General features: G+C 41.4%; 24 protein-coding genes, 5 tRNA genes and 1 other RNA gene. 12 read left to right on the top strand and 18 right to left on the bottom strand.

Annotated elements, in window-relative coordinates:
* Positions 1-6: 6 nt before the first annotated feature.
* The 9 genes from rplY to FTT85_RS05995 all read right to left on the bottom strand — a co-directional run bounded on the left by rplY (position 7) and on the right by FTT85_RS05995 (position 5,021).
* The gene (gene rplY, locus FTT85_RS06035; RefSeq protein ID WP_078192179.1) at positions 7-303 is read right to left on the bottom strand and encodes a 50S ribosomal protein L25; all 297 of its coding nucleotides are present in this window, start codon (positions 301-303) and stop codon (positions 7-9) included.
* Between the two features lie 98 nt (positions 304-401).
* A complete protein-coding gene (locus tag FTT85_RS06030; protein ID WP_078191360.1) occupies positions 402-1,355 on the bottom strand; it encodes a ribose-phosphate pyrophosphokinase in 954 nt (317 codons plus the stop codon).
* Positions 1,356-1,392: 37 nt separating this feature from the next.
* Positions 1,393-1,467, bottom strand: a tRNA-Gln gene (locus tag FTT85_RS06025).
* A 91-nt stretch (positions 1,468-1,558) separates the two neighbouring features.
* Positions 1,559-1,633, bottom strand: a tRNA-Gln gene (locus FTT85_RS06020).
* Positions 1,634-1,661: 28 nt separating this feature from the next.
* A tRNA-Gln gene (locus FTT85_RS06015) sits at positions 1,662-1,736 on the bottom strand.
* 38 nt (positions 1,737-1,774) lie between these two features.
* Positions 1,775-1,849, bottom strand: a tRNA-Gln gene (locus FTT85_RS06010).
* Positions 1,850-1,852: 3 nt separating this feature from the next.
* Positions 1,853-2,692 carry a 4-(cytidine 5'-diphospho)-2-C-methyl-D-erythritol kinase gene (ispE, locus tag FTT85_RS06005; protein WP_180183127.1) on the bottom strand — a complete coding sequence of 280 codons (840 nt, stop codon included), beginning with the start codon at positions 2,690-2,692 and terminating at the stop codon, positions 1,853-1,855.
* A gap of 28 nt (positions 2,693-2,720) precedes the next feature.
* On the bottom strand, positions 2,721-3,299 hold the full coding sequence (gene lolB, locus FTT85_RS06000; protein ID WP_078191359.1) for a lipoprotein insertase outer membrane protein LolB: 579 nt from the start codon (positions 3,297-3,299) through the stop codon (positions 2,721-2,723).
* 9 nt (positions 3,300-3,308) lie between these two features.
* Positions 3,309-5,021, bottom strand: coding sequence for a hypothetical protein (locus FTT85_RS05995; protein WP_180183106.1), 1,713 nt, complete (start codon positions 5,019-5,021; stop codon positions 3,309-3,311).
* Between the two features lie 78 nt (positions 5,022-5,099).
* Here FTT85_RS05995 and hemA point away from each other — a divergent pair, with 78 nt between their 5' ends.
* On the top strand, positions 5,100-6,383 hold the full coding sequence (hemA, locus tag FTT85_RS05990; protein ID WP_180183105.1) for a glutamyl-tRNA reductase: 1,284 nt from the start codon (positions 5,100-5,102) through the stop codon (positions 6,381-6,383).
* Between the two features lie 54 nt (positions 6,384-6,437).
* Here the strand turns inward: hemA and FTT85_RS05985 are convergent, their stop codons facing one another.
* Positions 6,438-8,366: a DNA primase gene (locus tag FTT85_RS05985; protein ID WP_180183104.1), complete on the bottom strand. Its 1,929-nt coding sequence runs from the start codon at positions 8,364-8,366 to the stop codon at positions 6,438-6,440.
* 211 nt (positions 8,367-8,577) lie between these two features.
* Positions 8,578-9,570, bottom strand: a complete 993-nt coding sequence (locus FTT85_RS05980) for an outer membrane protein assembly factor BamD (protein ID WP_180113748.1) — start codon at positions 9,568-9,570, stop codon at positions 8,578-8,580.
* Positions 9,571-9,641: 71 nt separating this feature from the next.
* Between FTT85_RS05980 and rluD the strand changes: the two genes are divergently transcribed.
* The 4 genes from rluD (at position 9,642) to FTT85_RS05960 (ending at position 13,648) form a co-directional block, all read left to right on the top strand.
* Positions 9,642-10,694 carry a 23S rRNA pseudouridine(1911/1915/1917) synthase RluD gene (gene rluD / locus FTT85_RS05975; RefSeq protein ID WP_078192173.1) on the top strand — a complete coding sequence of 351 codons (1,053 nt, stop codon included), beginning with the start codon at positions 9,642-9,644 and terminating at the stop codon, positions 10,692-10,694.
* Positions 10,695-10,736: 42 nt separating this feature from the next.
* Positions 10,737-11,477, top strand: coding sequence for a peptidoglycan editing factor PgeF (pgeF, locus tag FTT85_RS05970; protein ID WP_180183103.1), 741 nt, complete (start codon positions 10,737-10,739; stop codon positions 11,475-11,477).
* Between the two features lie 40 nt (positions 11,478-11,517).
* Positions 11,518-12,069, top strand: a complete 552-nt coding sequence (locus tag FTT85_RS05965) for a flavodoxin family protein (RefSeq protein WP_078192171.1) — start codon at positions 11,518-11,520, stop codon at positions 12,067-12,069.
* 229 nt (positions 12,070-12,298) lie between these two features.
* Positions 12,299-13,648: a hypothetical protein gene (locus tag FTT85_RS05960; protein ID WP_249708367.1), complete on the top strand. Its 1,350-nt coding sequence runs from the start codon at positions 12,299-12,301 to the stop codon at positions 13,646-13,648.
* Positions 13,649-13,701: 53 nt separating this feature from the next.
* Here FTT85_RS05960 and smpB read toward each other — a convergent pair whose 3' ends face one another.
* Entirely contained in the window at positions 13,702-14,175 is a 474-nt protein-coding gene (gene smpB / locus FTT85_RS05955) for an SsrA-binding protein SmpB (RefSeq protein WP_078191351.1), read from the bottom strand.
* Between the two features lie 137 nt (positions 14,176-14,312).
* On the opposite strand from smpB, the gene coaD reads away from it, so the two are divergent.
* From coaD to FTT85_RS05935, 4 genes are all read left to right on the top strand, one after another.
* Complete coding sequence (coaD, locus tag FTT85_RS05950) at positions 14,313-14,804, top strand: pantetheine-phosphate adenylyltransferase (protein WP_078191350.1); 492 nt, start codon at positions 14,313-14,315, stop codon at positions 14,802-14,804.
* Between the two features lies 1 nt (position 14,805).
* Positions 14,806-15,069, top strand: a complete 264-nt coding sequence (locus FTT85_RS05945) for a YfhL family 4Fe-4S dicluster ferredoxin (protein ID WP_180076745.1) — start codon at positions 14,806-14,808, stop codon at positions 15,067-15,069.
* A 26-nt stretch (positions 15,070-15,095) separates the two neighbouring features.
* Positions 15,096-15,475, top strand: an RNA gene (rnpB, locus tag FTT85_RS05940) — RNase P RNA component class A.
* A 73-nt stretch (positions 15,476-15,548) separates the two neighbouring features.
* Positions 15,549-15,625, top strand: a tRNA-Met gene (locus FTT85_RS05935).
* A 69-nt stretch (positions 15,626-15,694) separates the two neighbouring features.
* On the opposite strand, the gene FTT85_RS05930 is transcribed toward FTT85_RS05935, so the two are convergent.
* Positions 15,695-16,273: a hypothetical protein gene (locus FTT85_RS05930; protein WP_180183102.1), complete on the bottom strand. Its 579-nt coding sequence runs from the start codon at positions 16,271-16,273 to the stop codon at positions 15,695-15,697.
* A gap of 163 nt (positions 16,274-16,436) precedes the next feature.
* Here FTT85_RS05930 and FTT85_RS05925 point away from each other — a divergent pair, with 163 nt between their 5' ends.
* Both FTT85_RS05925 and FTT85_RS18670 read left to right on the top strand, forming a co-directional pair.
* On the top strand, positions 16,437-17,465 hold the full coding sequence (locus FTT85_RS05925) for a KAP family NTPase (protein ID WP_257232093.1): 1,029 nt from the start codon (positions 16,437-16,439) through the stop codon (positions 17,463-17,465).
* A gap of 34 nt (positions 17,466-17,499) precedes the next feature.
* Complete coding sequence (locus tag FTT85_RS18670) at positions 17,500-17,868, top strand: hypothetical protein (RefSeq protein ID WP_257232092.1); 369 nt, start codon at positions 17,500-17,502, stop codon at positions 17,866-17,868.
* Here the strand turns inward: FTT85_RS18670 and FTT85_RS05920 are convergent.
* From FTT85_RS05920 to carA, 5 genes are all read right to left on the bottom strand, one after another.
* Entirely contained in the window at positions 17,865-18,491 is a 627-nt protein-coding gene (locus FTT85_RS05920) for a CatB-related O-acetyltransferase (protein ID WP_180183101.1), read from the bottom strand. The genes FTT85_RS18670 and FTT85_RS05920 overlap by 4 nt on opposite strands.
* A gap of 74 nt (positions 18,492-18,565) precedes the next feature.
* Positions 18,566-19,438, bottom strand: coding sequence for a class I SAM-dependent methyltransferase (locus tag FTT85_RS05915; protein ID WP_180183100.1), 873 nt, complete (start codon positions 19,436-19,438; stop codon positions 18,566-18,568).
* Between the two features lie 193 nt (positions 19,439-19,631).
* On the bottom strand, positions 19,632-20,108 hold the full coding sequence (gene greA, locus FTT85_RS05910) for a transcription elongation factor GreA (RefSeq protein ID WP_078191345.1): 477 nt from the start codon (positions 20,106-20,108) through the stop codon (positions 19,632-19,634).
* Between the two features lie 106 nt (positions 20,109-20,214).
* A complete protein-coding gene (carB, locus tag FTT85_RS05905; RefSeq protein ID WP_168378094.1) occupies positions 20,215-23,445 on the bottom strand; it encodes a carbamoyl-phosphate synthase large subunit in 3,231 nt (1,076 codons plus the stop codon).
* 13 nt (positions 23,446-23,458) lie between these two features.
* Positions 23,459-24,601 (bottom strand): glutamine-hydrolyzing carbamoyl-phosphate synthase small subunit, encoded by a 1,143-nt coding sequence (gene carA, locus FTT85_RS05900; RefSeq protein ID WP_168378093.1) that lies wholly within the window; start codon positions 24,599-24,601, stop codon positions 23,459-23,461.
* Between the two features lie 309 nt (positions 24,602-24,910).
* On the opposite strand from carA, the gene FTT85_RS05895 reads away from it, so the two are divergent.
* Positions 24,911-25,396, top strand: coding sequence for a hypothetical protein (locus tag FTT85_RS05895; RefSeq protein WP_168378092.1), 486 nt, complete (start codon positions 24,911-24,913; stop codon positions 25,394-25,396).
* Positions 25,397-25,402 lie beyond the last annotated feature (6 nt).

Genomic DNA, 25,402 nt, shown 5'->3' with positions numbered 1-25,402 from the left:
TAACACTTATGCGCGTTTGAAGTCAGCGTGCATAGGAGTGTTTTTAGCTGGGTGACGTTGTAAAGCTTGGATTTTAACGCTTTCAGCTTTACCGTCGATGTTGATTTCAACAACTTCTTCAAAGAATGCGTTGTTTTCTAAAGCTTTAACAAGTTCGCGAAGTTCCAAAGTAACTGCTACAGGTTCAGCTGCACCACCGTAGATGATTGCTGGTACTTTATTTTGAAGACGAAGGCGGCGGCTCGAACCTTTCCCTTGTACTGCTTCTTCACGTGCTACTGCATTTAATACGAAGTTTGCCATGATAGACATTCCTATTTAAGTTTAATTGACTAGACCTTCGACCAGTCTAGTGATAGAAAGCCCCACCAAAAGGCAGGGCTTTTAAATTTAGCGCTATATTATAGATAAGAATCGAACATTGCGCTAATAGATTCTTCGTTATTAATACGACGAATTGTTTCAGCAACCATACTTGCAACTGAAACTTGGCGAATCTTACCAAGAGCTTGAGCTTCTTCTGAAAGCGGAATAGTGTCTGTTACAACCAATTCGTCAATCACAGAGTTTTTCAAGTTTTCTAAAGCTTTACCAGAAAGTACAGGGTGAGTTGCGTAAGCAACAACTTTGCGAGCACCAAAAGTTTTTAGTGCGTCAGCAGCTTTACACAATGTACCTGCTGTATCCACCATATCATCAACAATGACACAGTCACGGCCTTTAACGTCACCGATCAAGTGCATTACTTGAGATTCATTCGCTTTTTGACGGCGTTTGTCGATGATCGCAAGATCGATATCACCCATTTGCTTAGCAACAGCACGCGCACGTACTACACCACCAACGTCAGGAGAAACAACCATTAAGTTGTCGTGTGACTGTTGACGAAGATCTGCTAAAAGCGCAGGAGTACCGTAGATGTTGTCTACAGGAATATCGAAGAAACCTTGGATTTGGTCAGCATGAAGGTCGATCATGACAACGCGGTCAATACCAACAGTTGTGAGCATATCTGCAACAACTTTTGCTGTAATTGGCACACGGCTTGAACGTGGACGACGATCTTGACGAGCATAACCAAAGTAAGGAATGACAGCAGTGATACGACCAGCACTTGCACGACGCAAAGCATCAGCCATAACTAAGATTTCCATAAGGTTATCGTTAGTTGGGGCACAAGTTGGTTGTACGATGAATACGTCTTTACCACGAACATTTTCAGTAATTTCGACAGCGATTTCACCGTCAGAAAATTGACCTACAGATGCAGCACCTAGAGGGATGTGAAGGTGGCTAACGACTTTTTGGGCGAATTGTGGATGTGCAGATCCACTAAAAACGACAAGATTGGGCATGAAGCACCCTTGGCGGTTGGCAAATTAGGGAATTAGATGGCAGGGGCGGCTGGATTCGAACCAACGGATGCCGAGATCAAAACCCGGTGCCTTACCACTTGGCGACGCCCCTAATGCGGCAGAACTTTAATATTTTTGCGGTATTTTGTCAAGTTGAAACAACAAAGATACTGCAAATTATGCTCTGTCTTTTTTGAAGTAAATGGCAGGGGCGGCTGGATTCGAACCAACGGATGCCGAGATCAAAACCCGGTGCCTTACCACTTGGCGACGCCCCTAAATTGATGAAATAGCGAATAAAGTAAATGGCAGGGGCGGCTGGATTCGAACCAACGGATGCCGAGATCAAAACCCGGTGCCTTACCACTTGGCGACGCCCCTAATACTTTACAGCAATTACATCTACAGGTGAAAAATGATGGCAGGGGCGGCTGGATTCGAACCAACGGATGCCGAGATCAAAACCCGGTGCCTTACCACTTGGCGACGCCCCTATATCAAACTTCAAAATGACGTAATGGTGATTCTTGTAAACTGCGAACCAAGTAAGATTTACATGGTGCATTTTTCAATATGTCATCAATATTCATATTTTCAGTTACTTCAGTAAATACACAAGCACCTGTACCTGTAAGCTTTGCGGCACCGAACTGATCTAAGTACTGCATTGCTTCATCGACTTCGGGATATAAGCTTCGTGCCACAGGCTCAAAGTTATTTCCAAAATCAGATGGCGTTTCCTGATAGCCGCAAAATTTAGTGGGCTTTGAGTCTCTTGTCAACGTTTTTTGTGAAAAAAGCAGTTGAGTGCTGATAAAACAGTCAGGTTTCAGCACAATGTACTGTTTTTGAGCTAAATCTATGAATGTTAAGTGTTCACCGATGCCTTCAGCCCATGCATTTAGACCATGTACAAACACGGGAACATCTGCCCCAAGTTGTAAGCCGAGTTCTGCTAGTTGTTCAGTATTTAGACCACATTTCCACAGTTGATTGAGCACAATAAGGGTTGTTGCTGCATTGGATGAACCACCACCGAGCCCTGCACCCATCGGAATATTTTTTTCAATGTAGATTTTTTGTGCAGTTAGTGCTTTAGCAAACGGTTTGAGTATTTGAGCAGCACGATAAATTAAATTTTGCTCTAGATTGACGCTGTTTAAGCCCTCAATTTGAATAAAATTTTCATCAGCAGAATTTGCAAGTGGGTGAAATTCCATCCAATCAGATAAATCGATGAGTTGAAAAATCGTCTGCAATTCGTGATATCCATTCGGACGTCGGCCAGTAATGTGCAAAAACAAATTGAGTTTTGCAGGAGAAGGTACACGAATCACAGAAGTCATAGCTCAGCTTTTAGGCAAATTAACGATTTTGAATCACCATTGTAATACGGTTTTCCTGACCGGATTCAAGTGCTTGTTTTAAAATTAACTTGTTCGGTACCGTCGCAGTCTCGTTATAGCTTAGGTCAACCGTCCAACCATCTTCAATAATCTGTTGTGGGCGCTGTGCAGTATCGCGTTGAATTTTTGCTTGTGTGGTTGCAGGGCGCGCCTGTACCCAGTCGACGAGGTGGGTAATGGGAGCTTGCCAACCAGTAGCACGTTCCAGTAATTCTTCAGGTGTTTCTGCTTCAATTAAACCGGTTTTTGCACTGTTTAACTGAACTTGACCGGGTTTACCGCTGATTTGAGTTTTTCCAACACCTAATATGCCACTCAGTTCGATATCATATTCATTGCGGTCTTGAACCCAAGTAAAAAAAGCACTTCCTGACTGTTGTGGCGTGCGCACACCAATCTTACCTTGTAAGTTGAATTGATTTGCAGCGACTTCTTCAGGGCTAGGTTGAGCGGGTGTTTTAACATATTGCTGACAACCGGTAAAAAATAAAGCGCAGCAGGTCAGGGCAGATACCCCAAATTTTGAAGATACTTGCATAAACTCTTTCTAACTCTTTTTCAGGGGTTGGGGTAACAATAACGAATGTAGTTGCTCTAATTGCGGATCATTCGGATGTTTTTGTTGGAGTTGTTGTAACAACGCGTCAAATTTATTCATATCACCTTGCATGAAGACTGATCGTGCGTAGCGAATGCCAATTTTTAAACTATTACTCAGTTCATACGCTTTGGCCAAAACAGATGCAGAGGTACTAAAATCATTTTGCAAATAACAAATATAACCGAATGTATCTAAAATTGAGGCTTGCTCAGGAGCATATTCCAAGGCATGTTCGACATATTTTCGGGCTTCATCTAAGCGTCTATTTTGTACCGCCAAAGTATAGGCATATGCATTTAAATAGGTCGGGCTATTGGGTTCAATTTCAAGTAATTGTTTTAGTAATTGGTCGAGTCTATCTTTATCTTGATGGGCGTCGAGCAGTAGAACTTCGGCATAAATGAGCTCTGGATCTTCAGGTAAGTTTTTTACCGCTTCATCAAGTAAACGAACTGCTGCTTTTTTATTGTTCATGCGTTTTAAAATATCTGCCTGAGCAAGATATAAAAAACTGGCATGTTGAGGATAATTAACCCGCTCTTGGGTTAAAAAGCGCAGTGCATCATGCAGCTTATTTTGCTGGCTAAAAATGCTGATCATATTGCGCCGTGAAACTGTATAAAGACTGCCATCAACAAGGCGATAATAGGCTTTTGCCGTTTCATAATGCTGTTTGCGTTCAGCATTTACTGCGAGATAGTAATACGCTTCATTTTGGTATTTGCTCGAATAACGTAACTCCACCAAATACTTTTCGGCTTTTTCATAAAGCTCTAAGTCAATACTGGTCAGACCTGCCATAAATAGCGGTTCTTCAGCAGATGGCCACTTCTTTAGTATATCTTCGAGTTTTTCTAGACCTAATTCTGACTGATTGATTTTAATTAAATATTTTGCTTCTGCTAAGCGAACTTCCATATTGTTGCGGTGTTTACGGCTGGATTTTTCGAACCATTTTAAGGTTTCTTCTTCATCACCTAACGACATAAGTAAATTGGCTTTCATTAAGATATAGCCAGTCACTTTCGGGCGTTTTTTCAGTGCTAAATTAATGGTGTCTAAGGCATCAGCAAAGGCACCATTTTGAGCTTGTAAACCTGCGACTAAGACCAAAATAGAAGGGTTGGTTTTTTCCTTGCTAGCGGTCAGTGCTTGAATCAGATAAGCGCGATCTTCCTCTGATTCAGGGGAAATACCCGCCAAAATTTGTTCTAAATCTGCATTTGGGTCAATGGTTAAAATTTTATCAAGTGTTTCGGCGGCAAGCTCATATTCATGGGCTTTCAAAGCAATATGTGATAAATAAAATAATGCTGGTACATCTTCAGGTTCTTGCACAACCCAATGTGTAGCAATATCTAAGGCTGCTTGTAAATCATTTTGCTCGATAGCAACGTTTAAAGCACGCTGTTTGACCATGGTGGATTTACTTTTGATTGCAAGCACGGTGTAATTATGAAGCGCGGTTGGAATGTCGTTATAAGCTAAGGCAAATTCTGCAATCATACTTTGTTTAATTGCATCATATCCTGAATTTGCATGGTAAACTTCTCCCACGGCCCGAATTGGGACAGTAGAAGCCATGCTACCAACAAGTAAGAATGTGGTAGAATACTGCTTTATTGTCTGGCCGTTCAGTCGGCTATTTGTTAGACGCAATTTTTCTTGATCCAAGTAATGCTTTTTATGACGCCGATAATGCACAATAGCATAAATTTAGCGAAATGATGATCTGATATGTCTTTCTTTGCATTGGGTGTCAACCATCAAACCGCTTCTGTAGAGCTGCGTGAACAGGTTGCATTTAACCCTGAAAAGTTAACTGCACTGCTTGAACAGCAAAGCCATACGCCTGAACTCAATGACATGGTGGTGGTGTCTACATGTAATCGTACCGAAGTCTATGCGATGTCTGAAAATGCAGACGTGGTATTGAATTGGCTCGCCCAATCAAATGGTATCGATGTAAAGCAATTGTCAAATCATGTGTATCGTTATGAAAATGCACAAGCGGTGACACACCTCATGCGTGTGGCTAGCGGCTTGGATTCGCTCATGCTTGGTGAGCCTCAAATTTTAGGTCAAGTCAAAACGGCTTTGTCCTTAGCCAAAGATGCCGAAACCGTTTCCCCAAATTTAAACCGTATTTTTGAATATGCCTTTTATGCGGCAAAACGTGTGCGTTCTGAAACAGCCGTTGGAAGTCATGCGGTGTCGATGGGCTATGCTGTTGCTCAGCTCGCTTTACAGGTCTTTAGTCAGCCTGAAAAATTGACGGTGATGATTGTTGCTGCTGGTGAAATGAATAGCTTGGTTGCAAAGCATTTGGCCGAAATGGGTGTGGGCAGAATTATTATCTGTAACCGTACACGTGCCCGTGCCGAAGCTTTATCGCAAGAGATTGCTCATCGTGTAGAAGTTGAAATTATTGATTTTGCAGATTTGGCAGACAATTTACATCGTGCAGATGTAATTTCAAGTTGTACCGGAAGCTTGCATCAAGTGATTTATTTTGCGGATGTCAAAGCAGCACTGAAAAAACGTCGTTATAAACAAATGCTATTGGTTGATTTGGCTGTACCACGAGATATTGAAGCCAAAGTTGAAAGTCTAGATGGCGTTTATTTATATGGTGTCGATGACCTGCAAACTGTCATTGAAGAAAATTTGGCTCAGCGTCGTCAGGCGGCAGTTGAAGCCGAAGTCATGGTCAATCAGCTTGCGACAGATTTAATCACACAGCAAAAAGTGAATTTGGCTGGCTCGACAATTCATGCATACCGTGAACATGGTGAGTCATTGCGTCAAGAAGAACTGGCTTTAGCCCTGAATCGTCTACAAAAGGGCGAAGATGCTGCGAAGATTATGCAAGAAATGTCGCATCGTTTAACCCAAAAGCTGTTGCATTCAACCTCTATCGTGCTGCGCAATGCTGCGATGGCGGAAGATCCTGCTTATTTTGAAATGTTAGAACAAAATTTAGTTAATGTGGCTGAAAATCGCCGTAAACCAAAGAAATAAATAAAGCTATTCATTGAATAACGGTCATTCACAGTTTGAACTTGAAGTTAAAAATTAATCTTCAAGGAGGGTGAGCGATCTTTTTTTATCAATATCATAAATACGTTGTTTTAAATTACGCATTTCAGCAAGGCTAGAAAACTTATTCGACTTGATCTTGAGTTGTAAGAATTGATATTGCAATTTTGTCGATAAATCTGCCGCAAGTTTATCTGCTTGTTCAGGTGATGACGTATAATCGCTGATATTGGCATGCTCTAAAATATGTTGTAATTCATGATGATGTGCTGCACAAGCACCGAGTACATAATAGGTTGATAACTCTGGATCATCAGGCAATTCATCAAAAATCACATTGAAAATATTTAAAACATGATAAAGCAATAAATCTTGTGAAACTAAAGCGCGTAAAGGCTCAAAATGAATGTAAAGATAAGGATGATTGATCAAAATCGCAATCACATATTCTTCAGCATCAATTTTTGTACTAAAGCTCAATGATGCATCATTATTGACTTGAGGCTGCCACTTTCGGCTAAACCCTAATTTTTCACGGAAATATTGTTGTAGCAAATAACGATATGAACCACCTTTCGGCAACAGTTCAGTGAGCTGTCTGAGTTCACCCATCACCTGACTTTTACCTTCAGGTGAACTGACATCATGATTTTGCGTTAAATGTGCAAAAACAAATTCAGAAAGAAGCGGTGAGGTGTGCAGTAACCGTCGAAAATTTTCAATACCTTCACGGCGGATCAATGAATCTGGGTCGTGGTCATTCGGCAAAACAAAAAATTTAAGTTCACGTCCATCATTCAGTAATGGAAGGGCAATTTCGAGCGTACGACGAGCTGCTTTTTGACCTGCGGCATCACCATCAAATGCAATGGTAATGCGGCTATTTTGCTTAAATAAAATGTTTAAATGTTCAGTATTACTGGCAGTCCCTAAAGTCGCTACAGCGCCATGAATGCCATATTGCTGTAGGGCAATAACATCCATGTAGCCTTCGACCATTAACCAATCTTGGGCTTTTTGTTTACGGCCTTCGTATAAACCATAAAGTAACTGGTTTTTATGGAAAACTTCAGAGTCTGGAGAGTTGATGTATTTCGGTTTGATTTCATCATTTAAGGCACGACCACCAAAACCGACCACACGACCTTTCGCATCTCGAATCGGGAAAATCACCCGCTCGCGCAGTAGGTCAAAGTCACGACCACTGTCACTGGTTCGAATCAAACCGAGAAGTTTGAGTCCTTGGATATCTTGTGGAAAGGCTTTTTCCAGATGTTGCCAATCTTCGGGGGCATAGCCTAAGCGCCAATAGGCGATGGTGTCTGCACTAAGACCCCGTTGTTTAAAATAAGCTTGCCCAATTGGACTGAGCGGAAGTTGTTGCTCATAAAACTGTGCGACATTTTCCAGCAAGTCATATAAGTTTCCGTCTTGCGGCACATCTTCAAAACCATTGGCAACTTGGTCAAAGTGAGCAAACGGATCGTTCCCATAAAAGGCGTCTTCGTTATTTTGAAACTCAGCAAATGGGTCGTGTTCGAAATTTACTGCAGCAGAATTTGTATCGGTTTCGCCTGTTTTGGGCGGCAGAGCTTTTGCTTCGATTGCAGGTTTTTGTACAGGTTTTGGTTTAGATTCGCGTTTATATTTGAGTTTATTGGAATCGTTATTGTCTTTCGGTAGTTCAATACCTGTTTGGCTTGATAAATCCTTCATCACTTCTATGAAGTTACGGCTACCAATATCCATTAAAAAACGGATGGCATTACCATTGGCCTGACAACCAAAGCAGTGAAAATATTGTTTATCACGATAGACATGGAAAGATGGCGATTTTTCCTGATGGAATGGGCAGCATCCGGAGTAGGTGCGTCCAGTCTTTTTCAATTTCACAAATTGACCAATCACATCGACAATATCGGTGCGATCTAAAATTTGATCAATTGTATGTTGAGGAATGGCCATGCTGTTTTATCTGTCTATCTATTGAATTTGGGCAGTTCGTGAAATATATTGAAATCAGCAATGCTGTAAGTTCAGTCGGGATGCAGTACAGCATCGTCCATCGAACTATTGTATACCTATTAATCTAACCGAATCTGTAGATCCTGAAAAGATAAAAGGGCAAGTATTCTAACTTGCCCTTTGTGAAAAATCGACCTTCGTTGCGACTATATTATTCAGCTGATTCTGACGACTCAGTTTTTTCGCTATGAGGACGATCCAATAAGCCAAAGCTTAAACGATTGGTTAAACTGCGTTTTTCTTCATCAGTTTCAACCGCGTCTGCAGAGGTTTGCTCAGACATCGTTTGTGCTTCTTTACCGAAAATACCTAAGGTTGCACGGTTAAGGAAGCTGCCTTCACTACGTGCAGCACGCATATTGACCGTACCGTCTGACTTCACAAGTTTTGGATAGTTCAGTTTAAGCACGTCAATGTATTGTTGAGACGTGGTTTTATCACCAAGTTTGTCATAACCATAGGCTACAGTCGCTAGAGCTTCTGGAACTTGTGGTGCTTGAGGATAATGTTCGATCACCCAAAGTGAACGTTCAACAGCAGCTAGCCATGCTTTACGTTTTACATTAAAACGCGCCGCATTCATTTCGCTTTCAGCCAATTCTTGACTGATGAACTTCATACGTTGTGCGGCATCGACTGCATATTCACTCGATGGGTAGCGACGGATAAAGTCGACAAAGTTTTGATAAGCCACTTTGAGATAGCTCACATCACGATGCGATTGCTTTAAAGAAGTATAGCGAAGCAAACCATTGTAGTTTTGCTCCATGTTTGAAACACCACGCACGTAGTACGCATAATCAACTTGCGGATGCTGCGGGTTCATACGAATAAAACGGTCTGCAAGTGCAATCGCACCTTCATAGTCTTTTTGCTGAAACTTTACATACAATAGTTCAAGTTGTGCTTGCTGCGCATAGTTACCTGTAGGGTAGTAGGTCTCTAGAGCTTCAAGGTGTTTTGCAGCATCTGTATATTGGTTACGTTCAAGCGCTTTTTGTGCTTTTTCGATATAAATCTGTTCGCTTGATTGTGGACCTGTGTCGACCACTTCTTTCTTTGGATTACTGCTACAGCCTACCATTGCCGATGCAATGCCTATTGTTAGAGCAAGCATTGTCATTTTATATTTTGGTAGCGACATAAAAATTCCTCTGTTAATACGGGCAATGAGCTACAATTGAACTATTAAACCACTTTTGTCTGAATGAGCAAATGAGTCAAGCACAATCTTCCAATTCTAATTTCCCTGAAACTGATTTCAATTTACTTGAAGATTCTGAGGATGCAGATAACCATACTTCAGACTCAACTGCAACACGTTTATCGTTGCAATTTCAATTGGATGAAAGCTATTTAGGACAACGTATTGATCAGGTTTCAGCACTGGTTTGGACTGATTTTTCTCGTGAAAAGCTAAAACAGTGGCTCAAAGAGGGCCATTTGTTGGTCAATGGTAACACTGTGAAACCAAAGTACAAATGCGAAGGCACAGAGTTACTGACTTTAGACGTCGAGTTAGAAGCACAAACACGTAGCTTACCTGAAGATATTCCACTCAATATTGTCTATGAAGATGACGATATTATGGTGATTAATAAACCTGTCGGTATGGTTGTTCATCCGGGCGCTGGAAACAGTACAGGCACATTGGTAAATGCAATTTTGCATCATTACCCAAAATCTTCAGAGTTGACCCGTGCAGGTTTGGTGCATCGTATCGATAAAGACACTTCAGGTCTGTTGGTTGTTGCGAAAAACCTCGAATCCCAATTTTCTTTAAGTAAGCAATTGGCGAAGAAATCGGTTTACCGTATTTACGATTTGATCGTATATGGCAACATTATTGCTGGCGGTACAGTCGATGAACCAATTAAACGTCATCCTGTTGATCGCATTAAAATGGCTGTATTGCCGGGCGGTAAAGATGCGGTGACTCACTATAATGTGAAAGAACGTTTCCAAAACTTTACCCGCGTTCAAGCACGTCTAGAAACGGGTCGTACCCATCAAATTCGTGTGCATTTTACTTATATCGGTCATGGTCTTGTGGGCGATCAAGTGTATGTACCACGTGTACGTATGCCTGCAGGCGCGTCGGTGTTATTAGATGACACTTTACGTGGCTTTAAACGTCAGGCTTTACATGCGGTTAAATTGGGTCTCGTTCATCCACGTACAGGTGAAGACATGATGTTTGAAGCACCATGGCCTGAAGACTTTAACCAATTGGTTGAAGTTTTACGTAGCGAAAACAAAGCGTATTAAGTTTTAACCTTTTACACGCCATAGATAGAAAAGGACGGCAACATGCAATTTGTTCAGGGACTTCCACAGGGTGTTTTTGTGGGACAAACTCGAGTTCATCATGATCAGACGCAACCCGCTGAACAACCTGAACTGGCAGGATTTAATCTGGCATTGCATGTGGGAGATGATGCAGCGCGTGTGCAAAAGCACCGGATGCAATTGCTCAAAGACTTTGCTGAATATGGCGTGAATAAAATCAGCTGGATGAACCAAACCCACAGTACGCTATGCCATCGCATTGATGAACAGATCAACTTTGTTGCACCCGAAGGCGATGGTATGGTCACGCAGTCTAAACATCATGCCCTGATGATGATGACCGCAGACTGCTTACCCGTGGTTTTGGGTAATGCTGATGGGACTGAAGTTGCCAATCTGCATGCAGGTTGGAAGGGCTTGGCCAACGGTATTGTGGAAAACACCATTGCAGCCATGCACACTCAGCCAACATGGGCTTGGTTGGGGGCAGCTATTTGCCAAGAGAGTTTTGAAATTGGTGCAGAAGTCAAAGCTGCCTTTTGTTCCAAATACCCAGAACTTGAAAGTGCATTTAAAGCTGGTGTAAGGGAAGGCAAATATTATGCTGATCTTTATGCGATAGCGCGTTATATTCTTGCATTACATGGGGTTAAAGCCGTAACAGGTGGCGACCAATGTACCTTTTTGCAAGCTGAAGAATATTTTTCTTATCGCCGCGAAGCGAAAACAGGACGTATGGCAACATTCGTCTTTATGCTTTGAAAATGCTAAACTTGACTGAATCTATCGACTTTTAAATGTTATGTCTTTGACTGCTAAATCTCTTGCTGTTGTTTACCACAGTCCCTATGGGCACACTGCCAAAGTGGCGAATTTCATTGTACAAGGTGCAGAAAAAGCCGGTGTAAAAGTCCATCTCATGAATGTAGAGCATGTGGATTGGGATGAATTGGACAGTGCAGATGCCATCGTTTTTGGATGCCCAACCTATATGGGCAGTATGAGTGCGGCAATGAAATTATTCATGGAGCAATCATCTAAACGCTGGTTAGCACGGACATGGCAAGGCAAGTTAGCCGCTGGTTTTACCAATGGTGGCGGCTTAAGTGGAGATAAATTGGCAGTATTGCAGCAAATCAATTTATTCGCCATGCAGCACGGCATGCTGTGGAGCGGTCTTCCATTGATGCCAACTGGACGAAGCACAACAGATTTAAATCGGATGTCGAGCTTTTTAGGTTTAATGACACAATCGGATAATGCGCCTGTTGAAGTCACGCCACCTGCGGGTGATTTAGAAACCGCTATTTGGTTTGGTGAATATCTGGGACTGTTGTTAAATAAAGTTAATTAATTTGTAAATAAATCGTTTGAACTATCATTTATAAATCTTTGAAAACCCTAGTGATGGAAATGTTACTGGGGTTTTTATTGGCCTAAAATTCGTGAAAATTGGCATTTTGTATAATTGAGTTGTGATGCGTGTCACAAATTGCCATTCATTTACGCCAACGCTATTGATTTAATCTTCTCATAAATTTCACTCGGGATGAGTGACGAATATTAAAAAGGATTAAATAATCGTGAAAAAAACAATAGTCGCAATGGCATTGACCTTATGTGTTTCTGACGTTGTTTTTGCAGCAGAAGGATTGGTGGGATTAGCAGATGAAGAATTGTCTGCCATCAATGGTGCTGCATTGATGAATATGTCCTATACCGATCCTATTTTGGTCAACCAACAAATGGTCGATGAAAATATTGGTTTCTACAAACTCAGTTTAGATGCCGTCATGGATCTGAACGTCAATGTCAAAAGTTTGCAACTCGGCTGTGGTGGGGTAAATGGGTCAAATGGCTGTGATATTGATATTCGTCATCTAGCGTTGAGTGGTAATGCAACGTCGACCGATGCCAACGGTAATCCCGTCTTTAATGGTGATCGAGCGTCAACCAGTGCCGAACTGAAAAATCCGTTTATTGAATTTGCAATTAAAAACCCAAAACAAGCCGCTTTACGCGAAGTTAAAGGCTTCCGTGTTAGTGCTGAATCAATTACAGGTTTATTGACCACTGGTATTCAAAATACGGGTGCGCCGACAGATGGGATTAAGTCACTGAGCGGTTATATGAAAATTGCACCGACTACAGGGATAGCAAAGACCCAAGCAGCGATTTTTGGTGATAGCAGCAGTGAGACTTTATCCGGTAACTTGGTGATTAATACGATTTGGAACAATGATCGTAGCTTTGTTAGCCAACCCGAAAATAGTAAGGGTTTAAAAATTCCTTCAATGAATGTGCCATTTACCGTCCCTGAAATTACTATTAATGGAAAACGACAAACTCAAGCCGTTGCCAAAAATATCAGTGCGACAGTGCCATCGATTCAACTCAACCGTGATAGTGGTAGTTTGCAGGTCAAACTTGACCGTAATTTGTTATGGGTAGAAGGGGCGCAGTTCTTTATGGATTCTGGCTCATCAATTGATGGTTTGAAAATGAACATTACCTTTGAGCAAGCCTTAAATATGATTCATAACATTCCATTAAATGGCACAGCCGGTTATTTATCGCTTCAATCTCAAGATATCAGTTGGCCAGATGCCAATGCCGATGATATTGCACGTACAGGTTGGTGGATGTCATTTAAAGACCCGATCAATATTGGCAAATTAAATCCAACATCTGAAGTGGATATCTCAGGCGTCTTGCCTCAAGTTGCACAAAAAGTATCGCAAATTTTAACCAATGAACCAATTTATATTCCCTTAGGTTCTGCTGTTGGTGCAGCATTTGGTCTGCCAATTTATAAAAATGTAGGTTCAATTAACCTCAGTAATGCAGGTGCGGCCAATTTAACTTTAAAAAATCAGGTCTTGGGGAATCAGGAAGTTCGGACCAACTGTTTTGGTGGGTTGAAATTCTGCTAAATCTGCAATTTAAAAATAAAAAAACCTCCAAGATGGAGGTTTTTTTATTGAACTTATTTATGAAAAATACGGGCTTTATCGCGCTGCCAATCACGGTCTTTTTCCGTTGCACGCTTGTCGTGAAGCTGTTTACCTTTTACTAAGGCAATTTCAAGTTTGGCATGAGGACCTTTCCAGTAACATGCCAAAGGCACACATGAATAACCTTTTTGGTTAATTGCACCTTGTAGTTTTTCAATTTCACGGCGGTTCAGTAATAATTTACGAGTACGTGTTGCTTCAGGCACTACATGTGTCGAAGCACTCAGTAAAGGTTGCACTTGAGCGCCGAATAAAAATGCTTCACCATTTTTAAACGTAATATAGCTCTCTACGATAGTCATTCGACCCGCACGCATTGATTTGACTTCCCAGCCTTGTAATGAAAGACCCGCTTCAAATTTTTCTTCAATGAAATAATCGTGACGCGCACGCTTATTTAGGGCAATCGTACTGCTACTATTTTTTTTAACTACTGCTTTCGTCATAATCAAAAACTTCCAAACTTAGCACTATTGTACCCGAACTTTGAATAAGATGAAGTTTTTAAATTTACAAGCTGACTTCACCTATAAATCAAGATTTTGTTAAAATACCCGTCTACAAAATAACAGAGTACAACTGGATGTCTAAAACTCGTGTAATTTATCCGGGCACATTCGATCCAATTACTAATGGTCATATCGACTTAGTGACACGTGCATCACGCATGTTTGACGAAGTTGTCGTGGCAATTGCAATTGGACATCACAAAAACCCTGTGTTTAGTCTGGAAGAACGTGTTGCACTAGCGCAAGAGTCTTTAAGTCATTTGTCAAATGTTGAGTTTGTAGGTTTTGATGGGCTGTTGGTCAACTTCTTTAACGAGCAAAAAGCAACAGCCGTGTTACGTGGTTTACGTGCAGTTTCAGATTTTGAATATGAATTTCAATTGGCAAATATGAATCGCCGTTTGGACAGTAAATTTGAAGCCGTGTTCTTAACCCCATCAGAGCAATATTCGTTTATTTCATCTACGCTCGTGCGTGAAATTGCACGTTTAAATGGTGATGTCACTCAGTTTGTACCACAAGCTGTTGTGGAAGCCTTTAAGCGTAAACAACAGCAAGGTTGGTAGAGTGTCTTTATATATCACTGATGAATGCATCAACTGCGATGTCTGTGAACCTGTATGCCCCAATGAGGCGATTTTCATGGGGGAACTCATTTATGAGATTAACCCTGATTTATGTACGGAATGCGTTGGGCATCACGATAAACCGCAGTGTCAGTTGTTCTGTCCGGTGGACTGTATTCCATTGGATCCGGCACATCCTGAAACTCAGGAACAGCTTCAACAGAAGTACGAAAAACTAATTGCTCAAAAAACATCAAGCAATTAGTTGTCAGATTTGTTAGAATGCGCCCCGAAGTGAACCAGACGATCGCTGCTGTGTATAGGTCTCCGTGACTAAAGCAGGGGAGGAAAGTCCGGGCTTCATAGGGCAAGGTGCCAGGTAACGCCTGGGCGGTGTGAGCCGACGGAAAGTGCAGCAGAGAGCAGACCGCCTTCATTATGGTTTTGAGCAATCAAAATCGGAGGTAAGGGTGAAAGGGTGCGGTAAGAGCGCACCGCATGACTGGTAACAGTTCATGGCATGGTAAACCCCACTGGAAGCAAGACCAAATAGGGATCCTTTAGGCATGGCCCATGCTGGATCCGGGTAGGTCGCTTGAGCGTATGAGTGATTGTACGCCTAGAGGAATGATCGTCCTCGACAGAACCCGGCTTATCGGTTCACTTCAACAAATTTTGATCAAATACGCGCATTATGGGCTTGACGATATTTAAATATCCCTCCATAATGCGCGCACAGTTTAAGGCTATGTAGCTCAGTTGGTTAGAGCACCGCACTCATAATGCGGGGGTCACAAGTTCAAGTCTCGTCATAGCCACCATATTCAAAAAAAAGACCACTCCGATTGAGTGGTCTTTTTTTATTTCTAAATCTTCCAAATTTAAAAAAATTAACGATAAACAAAACGACGCATACCTGCACGTAAGGCAAATGCGCCATGCATATATACGCCACCGAGCCAATACGGCACATTGTAAATATCTTCATGGCGATATTTAACTAAAGCAAACTCAGCCAATAGTCCTTCAAAGAACATGCCACCAATGGCAAGTATAATGGCCAAAATCAGTAACCATGTCCGCTCATAGCTAAATAGCCAGCGAATAAAAAAGCTCAGGTAAAAAATCCAACAAAGTGCTTCGGGATGAAAATTACCAAATCCGCTGAGTATATAGACTATGGCAAATAGTATTAGGCTCTCGACGAGGGGCGCAGTGCCGTCATGATGGCAACTGAGCTGGGTCATCACATAGTGTTTAAGTAGTTGTGTAAGTTGAATATAGCTATATGCCATGAAAGCAAAGGCAATAAAAAAGCCAGGGAATACCCACCAAGCCTGATGGAAAAATAATGGGTTGGGATAACTAAGCGTCTGGGTATAGACATGAATCGCATCGCAAAAAGTTGCGACGACTGCTGCCAGCAGGGCAAGTATAAATATGCCTGAGAATTGAGTGGTTCTCGTCATCATTCATCCTGAAAAGTAGTGATCTTTTTATTTTGTGAGTTCTTTATAGAATGAATTTGGAGAAAAGGCTATGACAAGTTACGAGATGCTCATGTGTTAAATGTTAATTTATAGCGCTACTGCTATACTCAATACATAGTTAACTTTATGAATATAAATAGAAATGATAGATAACCAATTAAACTGGCCTAAAGATAATTTTGAGAATATTGAAACTGCATGGGAAGGTGATCTTTGGGATCGCCGTCGTTTAGGAGAGCAGCTTACAAGTTATGTTGATCGCTTAAACTGCGGTGCTGTTCTTGCTTTGGATGCACGATGGGGTGAGGGTAAAACGTGGTTTGTCCGTCATTGGGCGAAGCATTTAATGGATACTGAGCATAACGTCATTTACCTAGATGCATTTGCTAATGATTATTTGGAAGATCCTTTCTTAACGATTGCCGCTGAAATAAGTCACACTTTTAAAGAATCAGAAGAAATTGATGATGATGAAATTAAAGATTTTAATGCTAAGACTGCTTCAGTATTAATATCGTTGGCGGCTGTTATTCCAATGATTGCGGCTAAAGCGGGGATGCATTGGATTGACTTGGGTGGAGCTGGAGAAGCATTTAAAGAGATATATGAAGAAGGAAAAGCGTTGTATGACACAGCAAGTGAGGAAATAGCTACAAAAGTTAAGGAGAAAATCGAAAAGAAAATAGAGAATCATCAAGTTGAGAAACAAACAATTCATGACTTTAAGAAAGAACTTGCTGTATTAGCTGGAAAATTAGATAAACCTTTAGTTTTTATTATTGATGAATTGGATCGATGTCGTCCTGATTTTGCCGTACGATTAATTGAAAGGATTAAACATTTTTTTGATATCCCCAAAATTGTTTTTGTTCTTGTCATGGATAAAACTCAATTTTCGAAAGTGATATGCCATAACTATGGTTATGATGAAAAATTGGGTGAAGAATATTTAGATAAGTTTGTTGATTTCACAATCGAACTAAAGCATGCAAAAGATAGCGAAAACTTTGAACTTATAATAAAAGAACAGCTATTTAAAATTGGAGAACTAAAGTCAGTAGATGAGCTAACAGAACTTTATTATTGTTTAATGTATTTACAATTGCACTTTAAATTAAATAGTCGGGAATTAATAAAGCGCATTAATCCGATATGCTTTACTTCGAACTGAAAGTGATTCAAAGAATCTAATTTTAATAATATTTTTGATCGGCTCTATCAAAGAAAGTAATTTTAAAACCTTCTTAGAAAAAATCACTGATAAATTAATCAATGATGTAAGAGGAGATGTCTATGTATTTGCACGCAAACATGGTCTTTCTACATGGAGTGGTCGTTATGATGAAATAACAAACAGTGAGTGGTACAAGTTAATTTTAATCAGAGAGTTTAATGTTGTTAACCCATTATTAAATACCGTGATTTCGGCTTATCATAATGCGGATCAATCACGGGATATACATACAAAAGAACATTACCTGAGAGAAGGTTTGGAAAACTTCTCTATTAATAATTTTACAAATTCTAGTGAATTTGCTTCGGACTGGGAAAATTATATTAAGCGAGGTATCTAACTTTGATTTCTAAAGTGATTTAATAATACTTGCACATCATCCGTCTGCAATTGCTCCCGCATCTTTAAAAACTGCTTTTCATCTAAGTCATAGAGCTTAAGGGAAAGCAGTTTTTTGATATCTTCATCAGGAAAGCGATATTTAATAACTTTAGCAGGGACTCCGCCTACTACTGCATAAGGCGGCACATCTTTAGTCACCACCGCGCCTGTAGCCACCACAGCACCTTCACCGAGTGTAACGCCTTGCATAATCATGGCACGTGAGCCGATCCAGCAGCCATCACCAATGATGGTGTCGCCCGCAGGGACAAAACTCCGTGTATCAAACGGAAAGGCTGAAATCCAGTCAGTGCGGTGGAGTTGGTTACCGCCCATCATAATCACGCATTCTGCGCCAAAACAGACAAAATTACCGATATGTAATTGGTCTATCGGCTTCTCAGCTGTTGCAGGTTTATCATGCAGATAACGCACCACACAACGCTCAAAACCCTGATCCCAATATGCAGAATAATATGAATAATTACCTTTGATGTGAATATTTGGGTTCTTCACTGTTTTAGAGATGAACTCAAACTCACACCAATGATTGACAGGTGAATTAATCAATTTTTCAGACATAACGTTTAATAGCAATAATGATTCGCGTGACTATTTTAGCTGACTCACTATAAATGTCGACTACAGATAAATGCTTAAGCACGTTTTAAATGCAGCAAATGCGTGGCTTGAGTATGTCGTATTCCATCATTACGATTTGCAAAATAACGCTGTGTAATGTCATGTGCAGATAAATCTTCTAAGACCACATAACCCAGTTTTGTCACGGCACGGTGTAACTCATCACTGTGAAATGTCCCAATAATGGCTTCACTTAAAAAATAGGTAAATTTGGAAACAGCAAATGATCCGACACGCTCTATACCAGTTAAATCTTGATAGGGAATGGAATAATCTAAAACCAATTCGCTACCTGAGGCTGCAAATTCGGCAATGGTTTGCAAGGTGCTTATAGTTGTTTCTGGTTTTAAATAATGCGTCGTTCCAAGCCAAGAAAAGAACGCGGGTTGCTCAGTATCATAAGAACTCCGCTTTAAGGCATGCGCTAAATTTTCTTTTTCAAAATCAATAGAAACAAATTCAACATGGTCTGGAATATGTCCGAGTTTCTGTAAACTTCGTATTTTTAATGTTTGAGTATCTGGGTGATCAACCTCAAAAATTTTAATATCTGAGTATTTCTGCGCTATTCGGAGGACAAAAGAATCTAAACCTGCACCAATCAGCACATATTGTTTAATTCCTTGTTGTACTGCCTTTTCTAATTGATCTTCGGCATAGCGTGAACGTGCCACCACCTGTGCGGTGAGTAATCCAAATGTTTGGTTGGGTATTTTGCTATTCAACGCTTTTATACATGCACGACTTGAAAGCAGTCGACGCGAAATTGGACTGGTGAAATGAAAGGCATAAGGGTCGGAAAAAACAGGTTGGTTCGCATATAAATAATGATTTGCGCGAATGGCAGCGGCAGCTTGTGCCGTTCGGCTTGCATGTCCAAATTTCATCGTGTGTTATGACTCTTTTTGTTTTAGATAACACTTTAATGAAATAAGCCATTTGAACAATGACGTATTCAGTTGACTATTGTTGCTGAACGTACATTTTGGTCACTCGATAGGATGCATTGGCTTAAGCGAAAAACCTAGAACAATAAAAAACCCCTCAAAAGAGGGGCTTAAAATTGCTTATCTTAGTGAATTAAAGATATTCAACTTTAGAAACTTCGTACTCAACTTCACCTTGTGGTGTGTTGATTTTTACATCGTCGCCTTCATTTTTACCCAAAAGACCACGCGCAATTGGAGAGTTCACAGAGATTTTGTTGATTTTAAAATCTGCTTCGTCATCACCAACGATTTTATAAGTCTTTTGTTCTTCAGTATCCAAGTTTTCAATGGTCACAGTCACACCGAAAACCACACGGCCATTTTGCTCAAGTGATTTAACATCAATCACTTGGCAAGCACCCAATTTACCTTCGATATCTTGGATACGGCCTTCACAGAAACCTTGTTGCTCGCGAGCAGCGTGGTATTCAGCGTTTTCTTTCAAATCCCCATGTTCACGCGCTTCAGCAATTGCTGCAGTAATACGTGGACGATCAACACTTTTAAGTTGCTGTAATTCTTTCTCTAGGGCAATTTTGCCTTCGGGTGTCATAGGATAACGTTGCATTGTTGTCCCTCATGTTTGTAAAAGAAAAAATCAGTAAAATTTTTACTGACCTAGAAATGAAAAAAAGCCCGCCACCGAGAGGTGGCGGGACTTCTCGGTAACTTAATTAACCTTTAGTAAGGTCTTGTAAGCGGTATACATCCATTGGCAATTTGATTGCTAAAGCTTGGCATACTGCATCAGCACCGTTAAGGGTAGTTGTGTAATACACTTTACCTTGTAATGCAGAGCGGCGGATCGAGAATGAATCTTCTTGAGCCTGTTTGCCTTCAGTTGTATTGATAATGAGGTGAACTTCGCCATTTTTCAAGCGGTCTACGATATTAGGACGGCCTTCAGTCACTTTGTTCACACGTTCACATTCAATACCAGCATCTTTAATCACATCATAAGTACCGCCAGTAGCGATCACTTTGAAGCCAAGATCTGTCAACTGTTTCGCAATACCAACAGCACGAGGCTTGTCAGAGTGACGAACAGATAAGAATGCATGTTTTACTTCGCCTTCCGTTGGTAGGCCTGGTAAACGGTCATTAGAGCCTAACACAGCTTTATAGAACGCTTCACCAAATGTTTTACCTACACCCATCACTTCGCCTGTAGATTTCATCTCAGGGCCAAGAATTGGGTCAACACCAGGGAATTTGTTGAATGGGAACACCGCTTCTTTTACAGAGAAGTGTTCAGGAATAATCTCTGTAGTGAATCCTTGAGATTCTAGAGATTGACCTGCCATACAACGTGCAGCAACTTTTGCTAAAGATTCGCCGATACACTTAGATACGAATGGAACTGTACGTGATGCACGTGGGTTCACTTCTAAGATGTATACGTCAGTACCTTTAACCGCAAACTGTACGTTCATCAAACCAATTACGCCAAGCTCTTTCGCCATAGCGATGGTTTGGCGGCGCATTTCGTCCTGAACTTCTTTAGATAAAGAGTACGGAGGAATAGAACATGCTGAGTCACCTGAGTGAATACCCGCTTGTTCGATGTGCTGCATGATACCGCCGATCACAACGTCTTTACCGTCAGATACGCAGTCCACGTCAACTTCAATCGCATCGTCTAGGAAGTGGTCAAGAAGTACAGGTGCTTCATTCGATGCTTGAACCGCATCACGTAAGTAGCGTTTCAATTCGTCATCGTTGTACACGATTTCCATCGCACGACCACCAAGTACATAAGATGGACGTACCACAAGTGGGTAGCCAACTTTTGCAGCTTCAGCCATACCTTCTTCAGCAGATTTTACGATGCTGTTGTTTGGTTGACGAAGTTGCAGACGTTGAATCATTTGTTGGAAACGTTCACGGTCTTCTGCACGGTCAATCGCGTCAGGTGATGTCCCGATAATTGGCGCACCAGCTTCTTCTAAAGCACGAGCTAATTTAAGCGGAGTCTGACCACCGTACTGAACGATAATGCCTTTAGGCTTCTCGATACGCACGATTTCAAGTACATCTTCCAAAGTGATTGGTTCGAAGTACAAACGATCTGATGTGTCGTAATCTGTAGAAACCGTTTCAGGGTTACAGTTCACCATGATGGTTTCATAACCGTCATCACGCATAGCAAGAGCCGCGTGTACACAGCAATAATCGAACTCGATACCTTGACCAATACGGTTAGGACCGCCACCAATGACCATGATTTTGTCACGGTTCGATGGGTTCGCTTCACATTCTTCATCGTAAGTTGAGTACATGTAAGCTGTGTCAGATTCGAATTCTGCAGCACATGTATCTACACGTTTGTAAACTGGAGTTACGCCCAAGTTCCAACGGTGTTTACGGAATTGTTTTTGTGAAATGCCCATCAAGTCCGCAATGCGAAGGTCTGATAAACCTTTGCGTTTGAACGAACGGATGTTGTCAGCGTTTAAGTCACCAAAACCTAAAGTTTTGATTTGGTTTTCAGTTTTGATGATGTCTTCGATTTGAATCAAGAACCAACGGTCAATTTTGGTTGCTTCAAATACTTCATCAAGAGTGAAACCGTGACGGAATGCATCGCCTACGTACCAAATACGCTCTGGACCAGGCACTTTCAATTCAACAAGAATTTTCTCACGTGCGCCTTCAGTGCCCACAGCGATTTTTTCGTCAAAACCGCATGCGCCTACTTCAAGACCACGAAGCGCTTTAGACACAGATTCTTGGAAGTTACGGCCAATCGCCATTACTTCACCTACAGATTTCATCTGAGTCGTCAAAGTTGCGTCAGCTTGCGGGAATTTCTCGAAGTTGAAACGAGGAATTTTCGTTACAACATAGTCGATCGCAGGTTCGAAAGATGCAGGGGTTGTACCGCCAGTGATGTCATTTTTCAATTCATCAAGCGTATAACCGACAGCCAATTTCGCCGCGATTTTCGCAATTGGGAAACCAGTTGCTTTAGAAGCAAGAGCAGATGAACGAGAAACACGCGGGTTCATCTCGATTACAACCATACGGCCGTCTTTCGGGTTGATACCGAACTGAACGTTCGAACCGCCAGTTTCTACACCAATTTCACGTAGTACAGCTAAAGATGCATTACGTAAAAGTTGGAATTCTTTGTCAGTCAATGTTTGCGCAGGAGCAACAGTGATTGAGTCACCTGTGTGCACGCCCATTGGGTCAAAGTTTTCGATTGTACATACAATGATACAGTTGTCGTTTTTGTCACGAACAACTTCCATTTCGTACTCTTTCCAACCAATTAAAGATTCATCGATCAATAATTGTTTAGTTGGAGAAAGATCGAAACCGCGTTCACAGATTTCAATGAATTCTTCACGGTTGTATGCGATACCGCCGCCTGAACCACCCATAGTGAATGATGGACGGATAATGACAGGGAAGCCGAAACGCGCTTGAATTTCAAGTGCGTGTTCCATGCTTTCTGCAACGTCAGCGCGAGGGCATTCCAAACCAATTTTGCGCATTGCGATATCGAAAAGTTTACGGTCTTCCGCTTTTTCGATTGCTTCTTTGGTCGCGCCAATCAATTCAACATTGTATTTTTCTAAAATACCGTTGGCATCGAGTGCAAGGGCACAGTTCAATGCTGTTTGACCACCCATTGTAGGAAGAACTGCGTCTGGGCGTTCTTTCTCAATGATTGCAGCTACAGTTTGCCAAGTAATCGGCTCGATGTAAGTTGCGTCTGCCATCGCAGGGTCTGTCATAATGGTCGCTGGGTTAGAGTTCACCAAAATAACACGGTAGCCTTCTTCACGAAGGGCTTTACATGCTTGCGCACCTGAGTAGTCAAACTCACATGCCTGACCGATCACAATCGGACCAGCACCAATAATTAAGATGCTTTTAATGTCTGTACGTTTAGCCATGATGCTTCCTTAATTACTTCTTAGATGCTTCGATAAGTTCGATGAAATGATCGAACAGTGGTGCGCAGTCATGTGGACCAGGGCTTGCTTCTGGGTGGCCTTGGAAACTGAACGCAGGTTTGTCTGTACGGTGAATCCCTTGTAGGGTTTGGTCGAACAGTGATTTGTGCGTAGCTTTCAAGTTTGCAGGTAATGTTTCTGCATCTACTGCGAAGCCATGGTTTTGCGAAGTAATCATCACAATACCAGTTTCCATGTTTTGAACAGGGTGGTTGGCACCGTGGTGGCCGTGAGGCATTTTCACAGTTTTTGCACCTGAAGCAAGTGCAAGAATTTGGTGACCCAAGCAAATACCAAATACTGGTACATTGCGAGCATCTTCTACAATTGTTTTTACAGCTTCAATTGCGTAGTCACATGCAGCTGGATCGCCGGGGCCGTTCGATAAGAACACGCCATCTGGATTCAATGCAAGTACGTCAGCAGCAGGAGTTTGCGCAGGCACGACAGTCAATTTACAACCGCGGTCTGCGAGCATACGTAAGATGTTGGTTTTGACACCGTAATCGTATGCAACAACATGGAATTTAGCTTCAGGCTGAGAGAAACCTTTACCTAATGTCCAAGAACCTTCAGTCCATTCAAAGCCTTCAGGGTCACAGCATTCTTTTGCAAGGTCTAAACCATTTAAACCACCAAAAGCGCGTGCTTTAGCTAAAGCTTCTTCTTCTGTAATGTTTTCGCCAGCAAGGATACAACCATTTTGTGCACCTTTTGCTCGCAGAATACGCGTTAATTTACGTGTATCGATGTCTGCAATAGCAACAACATTGTGTTGTTCAAGGTAATCACCAAGTGATTGCTCAGCACGGAAGTTGCTATGCAATAAAGGTAGGTCACGAATGATCAATCCGTTGGCCCATACTTTATGAATTCGACCTGACTCAGCGTCTTCATCATTACAACCTGTGTTACCGATATGTGGGTAAGTTAGTGTCACAAGTTGTTGTGCATAACTAGGGTCAGTCAAAATTTCTTGATAGCCAGTCATTGCTGTATTAAAAACGACTTCACCAGTCGTACTACCCGATGCGCCAATAGAAGTACCTTTAAAGATAGTTCCGTCGGCAAGGGCTAAAATTGCTGGGGTGCTCAAACCAAAGCTCCTGAAATTTAGGCTGTAAAAAAGCGAGAAGACGAAAAAAAAGGAAGGCTGCTTAAAAACCTACCCTCCTTACATCTGCTCGCTTGAACTTAACACGGCATTATACGCAGAAAGCCACTGAAAGTCCATCGTAAATATCAGGAATAAAGCAGATAAAGCGCTTGCATTTTAGAATAAAGTTTGGTTTTGAAAAATCTTAGAAAAATGTAAGCAATTAATTATTGTCAGACAAATCATAAATTAAAATTTATCAAAAAGCGCTAATGTGGGTCGGTCAGCAAAAACTATAGGTACAAAGTCATGGCAACACAACAAAAACAAACAGCGGCTAAAACCTCCCTGAAAGAAGTCGTTATCGAAGGTGCTGAAAAGCTTGAACAAGTTGCAAAAGAGGCAAGTGTTCAAGCCACAGAAGCGGTCACTGAAAGCAAAGGAAAGATCGGAGCAGAGGCAAAGCAGTTGAATGCCAGTGTGCAAGATCAATTGCGTCAGTTGAAGCAAGATGTATTGAATAAACTTGATCAGTTAAAAGTTCAGTTTGGTTCATCGCAAAAAGATTTTAGCGAACTCAAAGAATTTGTGAAAACTGAGTTTAATACTGTTATTGATGATCTTTCAAAACTTGGAAAAGAGCTGAAAGAAGATGTGACCCAAATTTCAGGAAAGCACAAAGATCATCTAACAGAAACATTTAAGCGTTCTAAGGAACATACTTTGGAAGCGTGGAAAAAAGTTTCACCAGTGAAAGCTGAAGTTACGGATCAAACCACAGATCTTAAAAGTTAATTGTGA

Origin of the sequence: Acinetobacter sp. YH01020, from assembly GCF_013420275.1 — a bacterium.
GTDB lineage: Bacteria > Pseudomonadota > Gammaproteobacteria > Pseudomonadales > Moraxellaceae > Acinetobacter > Acinetobacter amyesii.
Note: the sequence above shows the minus strand (reverse complement) of the source record. Positions and strands in the feature narration are given on the sequence as shown.

What these genes read in the sequence shown, in the direction of transcription:
- rplY (WP_078192179.1), bottom strand. Translation starts at nt 303, where the DNA reads ATGGCAAACTTCGTATTAAATGCAGTAGCACGTGAAGAAGCAGTACAA.
- FTT85_RS06030 (WP_078191360.1), bottom strand. Translation starts at nt 1,355, where the DNA reads ATGCCCAATCTTGTCGTTTTTAGTGGATCTGCACATCCACAATTCGCC.
- lolB (WP_078191359.1), bottom strand. Translation starts at nt 3,299, where the DNA reads ATGCAAGTATCTTCAAAATTTGGGGTATCTGCCCTGACCTGCTGCGCT.
- hemA (WP_180183105.1), top strand. Translation starts at nt 5,100, where the DNA reads ATGTCTTTCTTTGCATTGGGTGTCAACCATCAAACCGCTTCTGTAGAG.
- FTT85_RS05985 (WP_180183104.1), bottom strand. Translation starts at nt 8,366, where the DNA reads ATGGCCATTCCTCAACATACAATTGATCAAATTTTAGATCGCACCGAT.
- FTT85_RS05980 (WP_180113748.1), bottom strand. Translation starts at nt 9,570, where the DNA reads ATGTCGCTACCAAAATATAAAATGACAATGCTTGCTCTAACAATAGGC.
- rluD (WP_078192173.1), top strand. Translation starts at nt 9,642, where the DNA reads ATGAGTCAAGCACAATCTTCCAATTCTAATTTCCCTGAAACTGATTTC.
- pgeF (WP_180183103.1), top strand. Translation starts at nt 10,737, where the DNA reads ATGCAATTTGTTCAGGGACTTCCACAGGGTGTTTTTGTGGGACAAACT.
- FTT85_RS05965 (WP_078192171.1), top strand. Translation starts at nt 11,518, where the DNA reads ATGTCTTTGACTGCTAAATCTCTTGCTGTTGTTTACCACAGTCCCTAT.
- smpB (WP_078191351.1), bottom strand. Translation starts at nt 14,175, where the DNA reads ATGACGAAAGCAGTAGTTAAAAAAAATAGTAGCAGTACGATTGCCCTA.
- coaD (WP_078191350.1), top strand. Translation starts at nt 14,313, where the DNA reads ATGTCTAAAACTCGTGTAATTTATCCGGGCACATTCGATCCAATTACT.
- FTT85_RS05930 (WP_180183102.1), bottom strand. Translation starts at nt 16,273, where the DNA reads ATGACGAGAACCACTCAATTCTCAGGCATATTTATACTTGCCCTGCTG.
- FTT85_RS05925 (WP_257232093.1), top strand. Translation starts at nt 16,437, where the DNA reads ATGATAGATAACCAATTAAACTGGCCTAAAGATAATTTTGAGAATATT.
- FTT85_RS05920 (WP_180183101.1), bottom strand. Translation starts at nt 18,491, where the DNA reads ATGTCTGAAAAATTGATTAATTCACCTGTCAATCATTGGTGTGAGTTT.
- FTT85_RS05915 (WP_180183100.1), bottom strand. Translation starts at nt 19,438, where the DNA reads ATGAAATTTGGACATGCAAGCCGAACGGCACAAGCTGCCGCTGCCATT.
- greA (WP_078191345.1), bottom strand. Translation starts at nt 20,108, where the DNA reads ATGCAACGTTATCCTATGACACCCGAAGGCAAAATTGCCCTAGAGAAA.
- carB (WP_168378094.1), bottom strand. Translation starts at nt 23,445, where the DNA reads ATGGCTAAACGTACAGACATTAAAAGCATCTTAATTATTGGTGCTGGT.
- FTT85_RS05895 (WP_168378092.1), top strand. Translation starts at nt 24,911, where the DNA reads ATGGCAACACAACAAAAACAAACAGCGGCTAAAACCTCCCTGAAAGAA.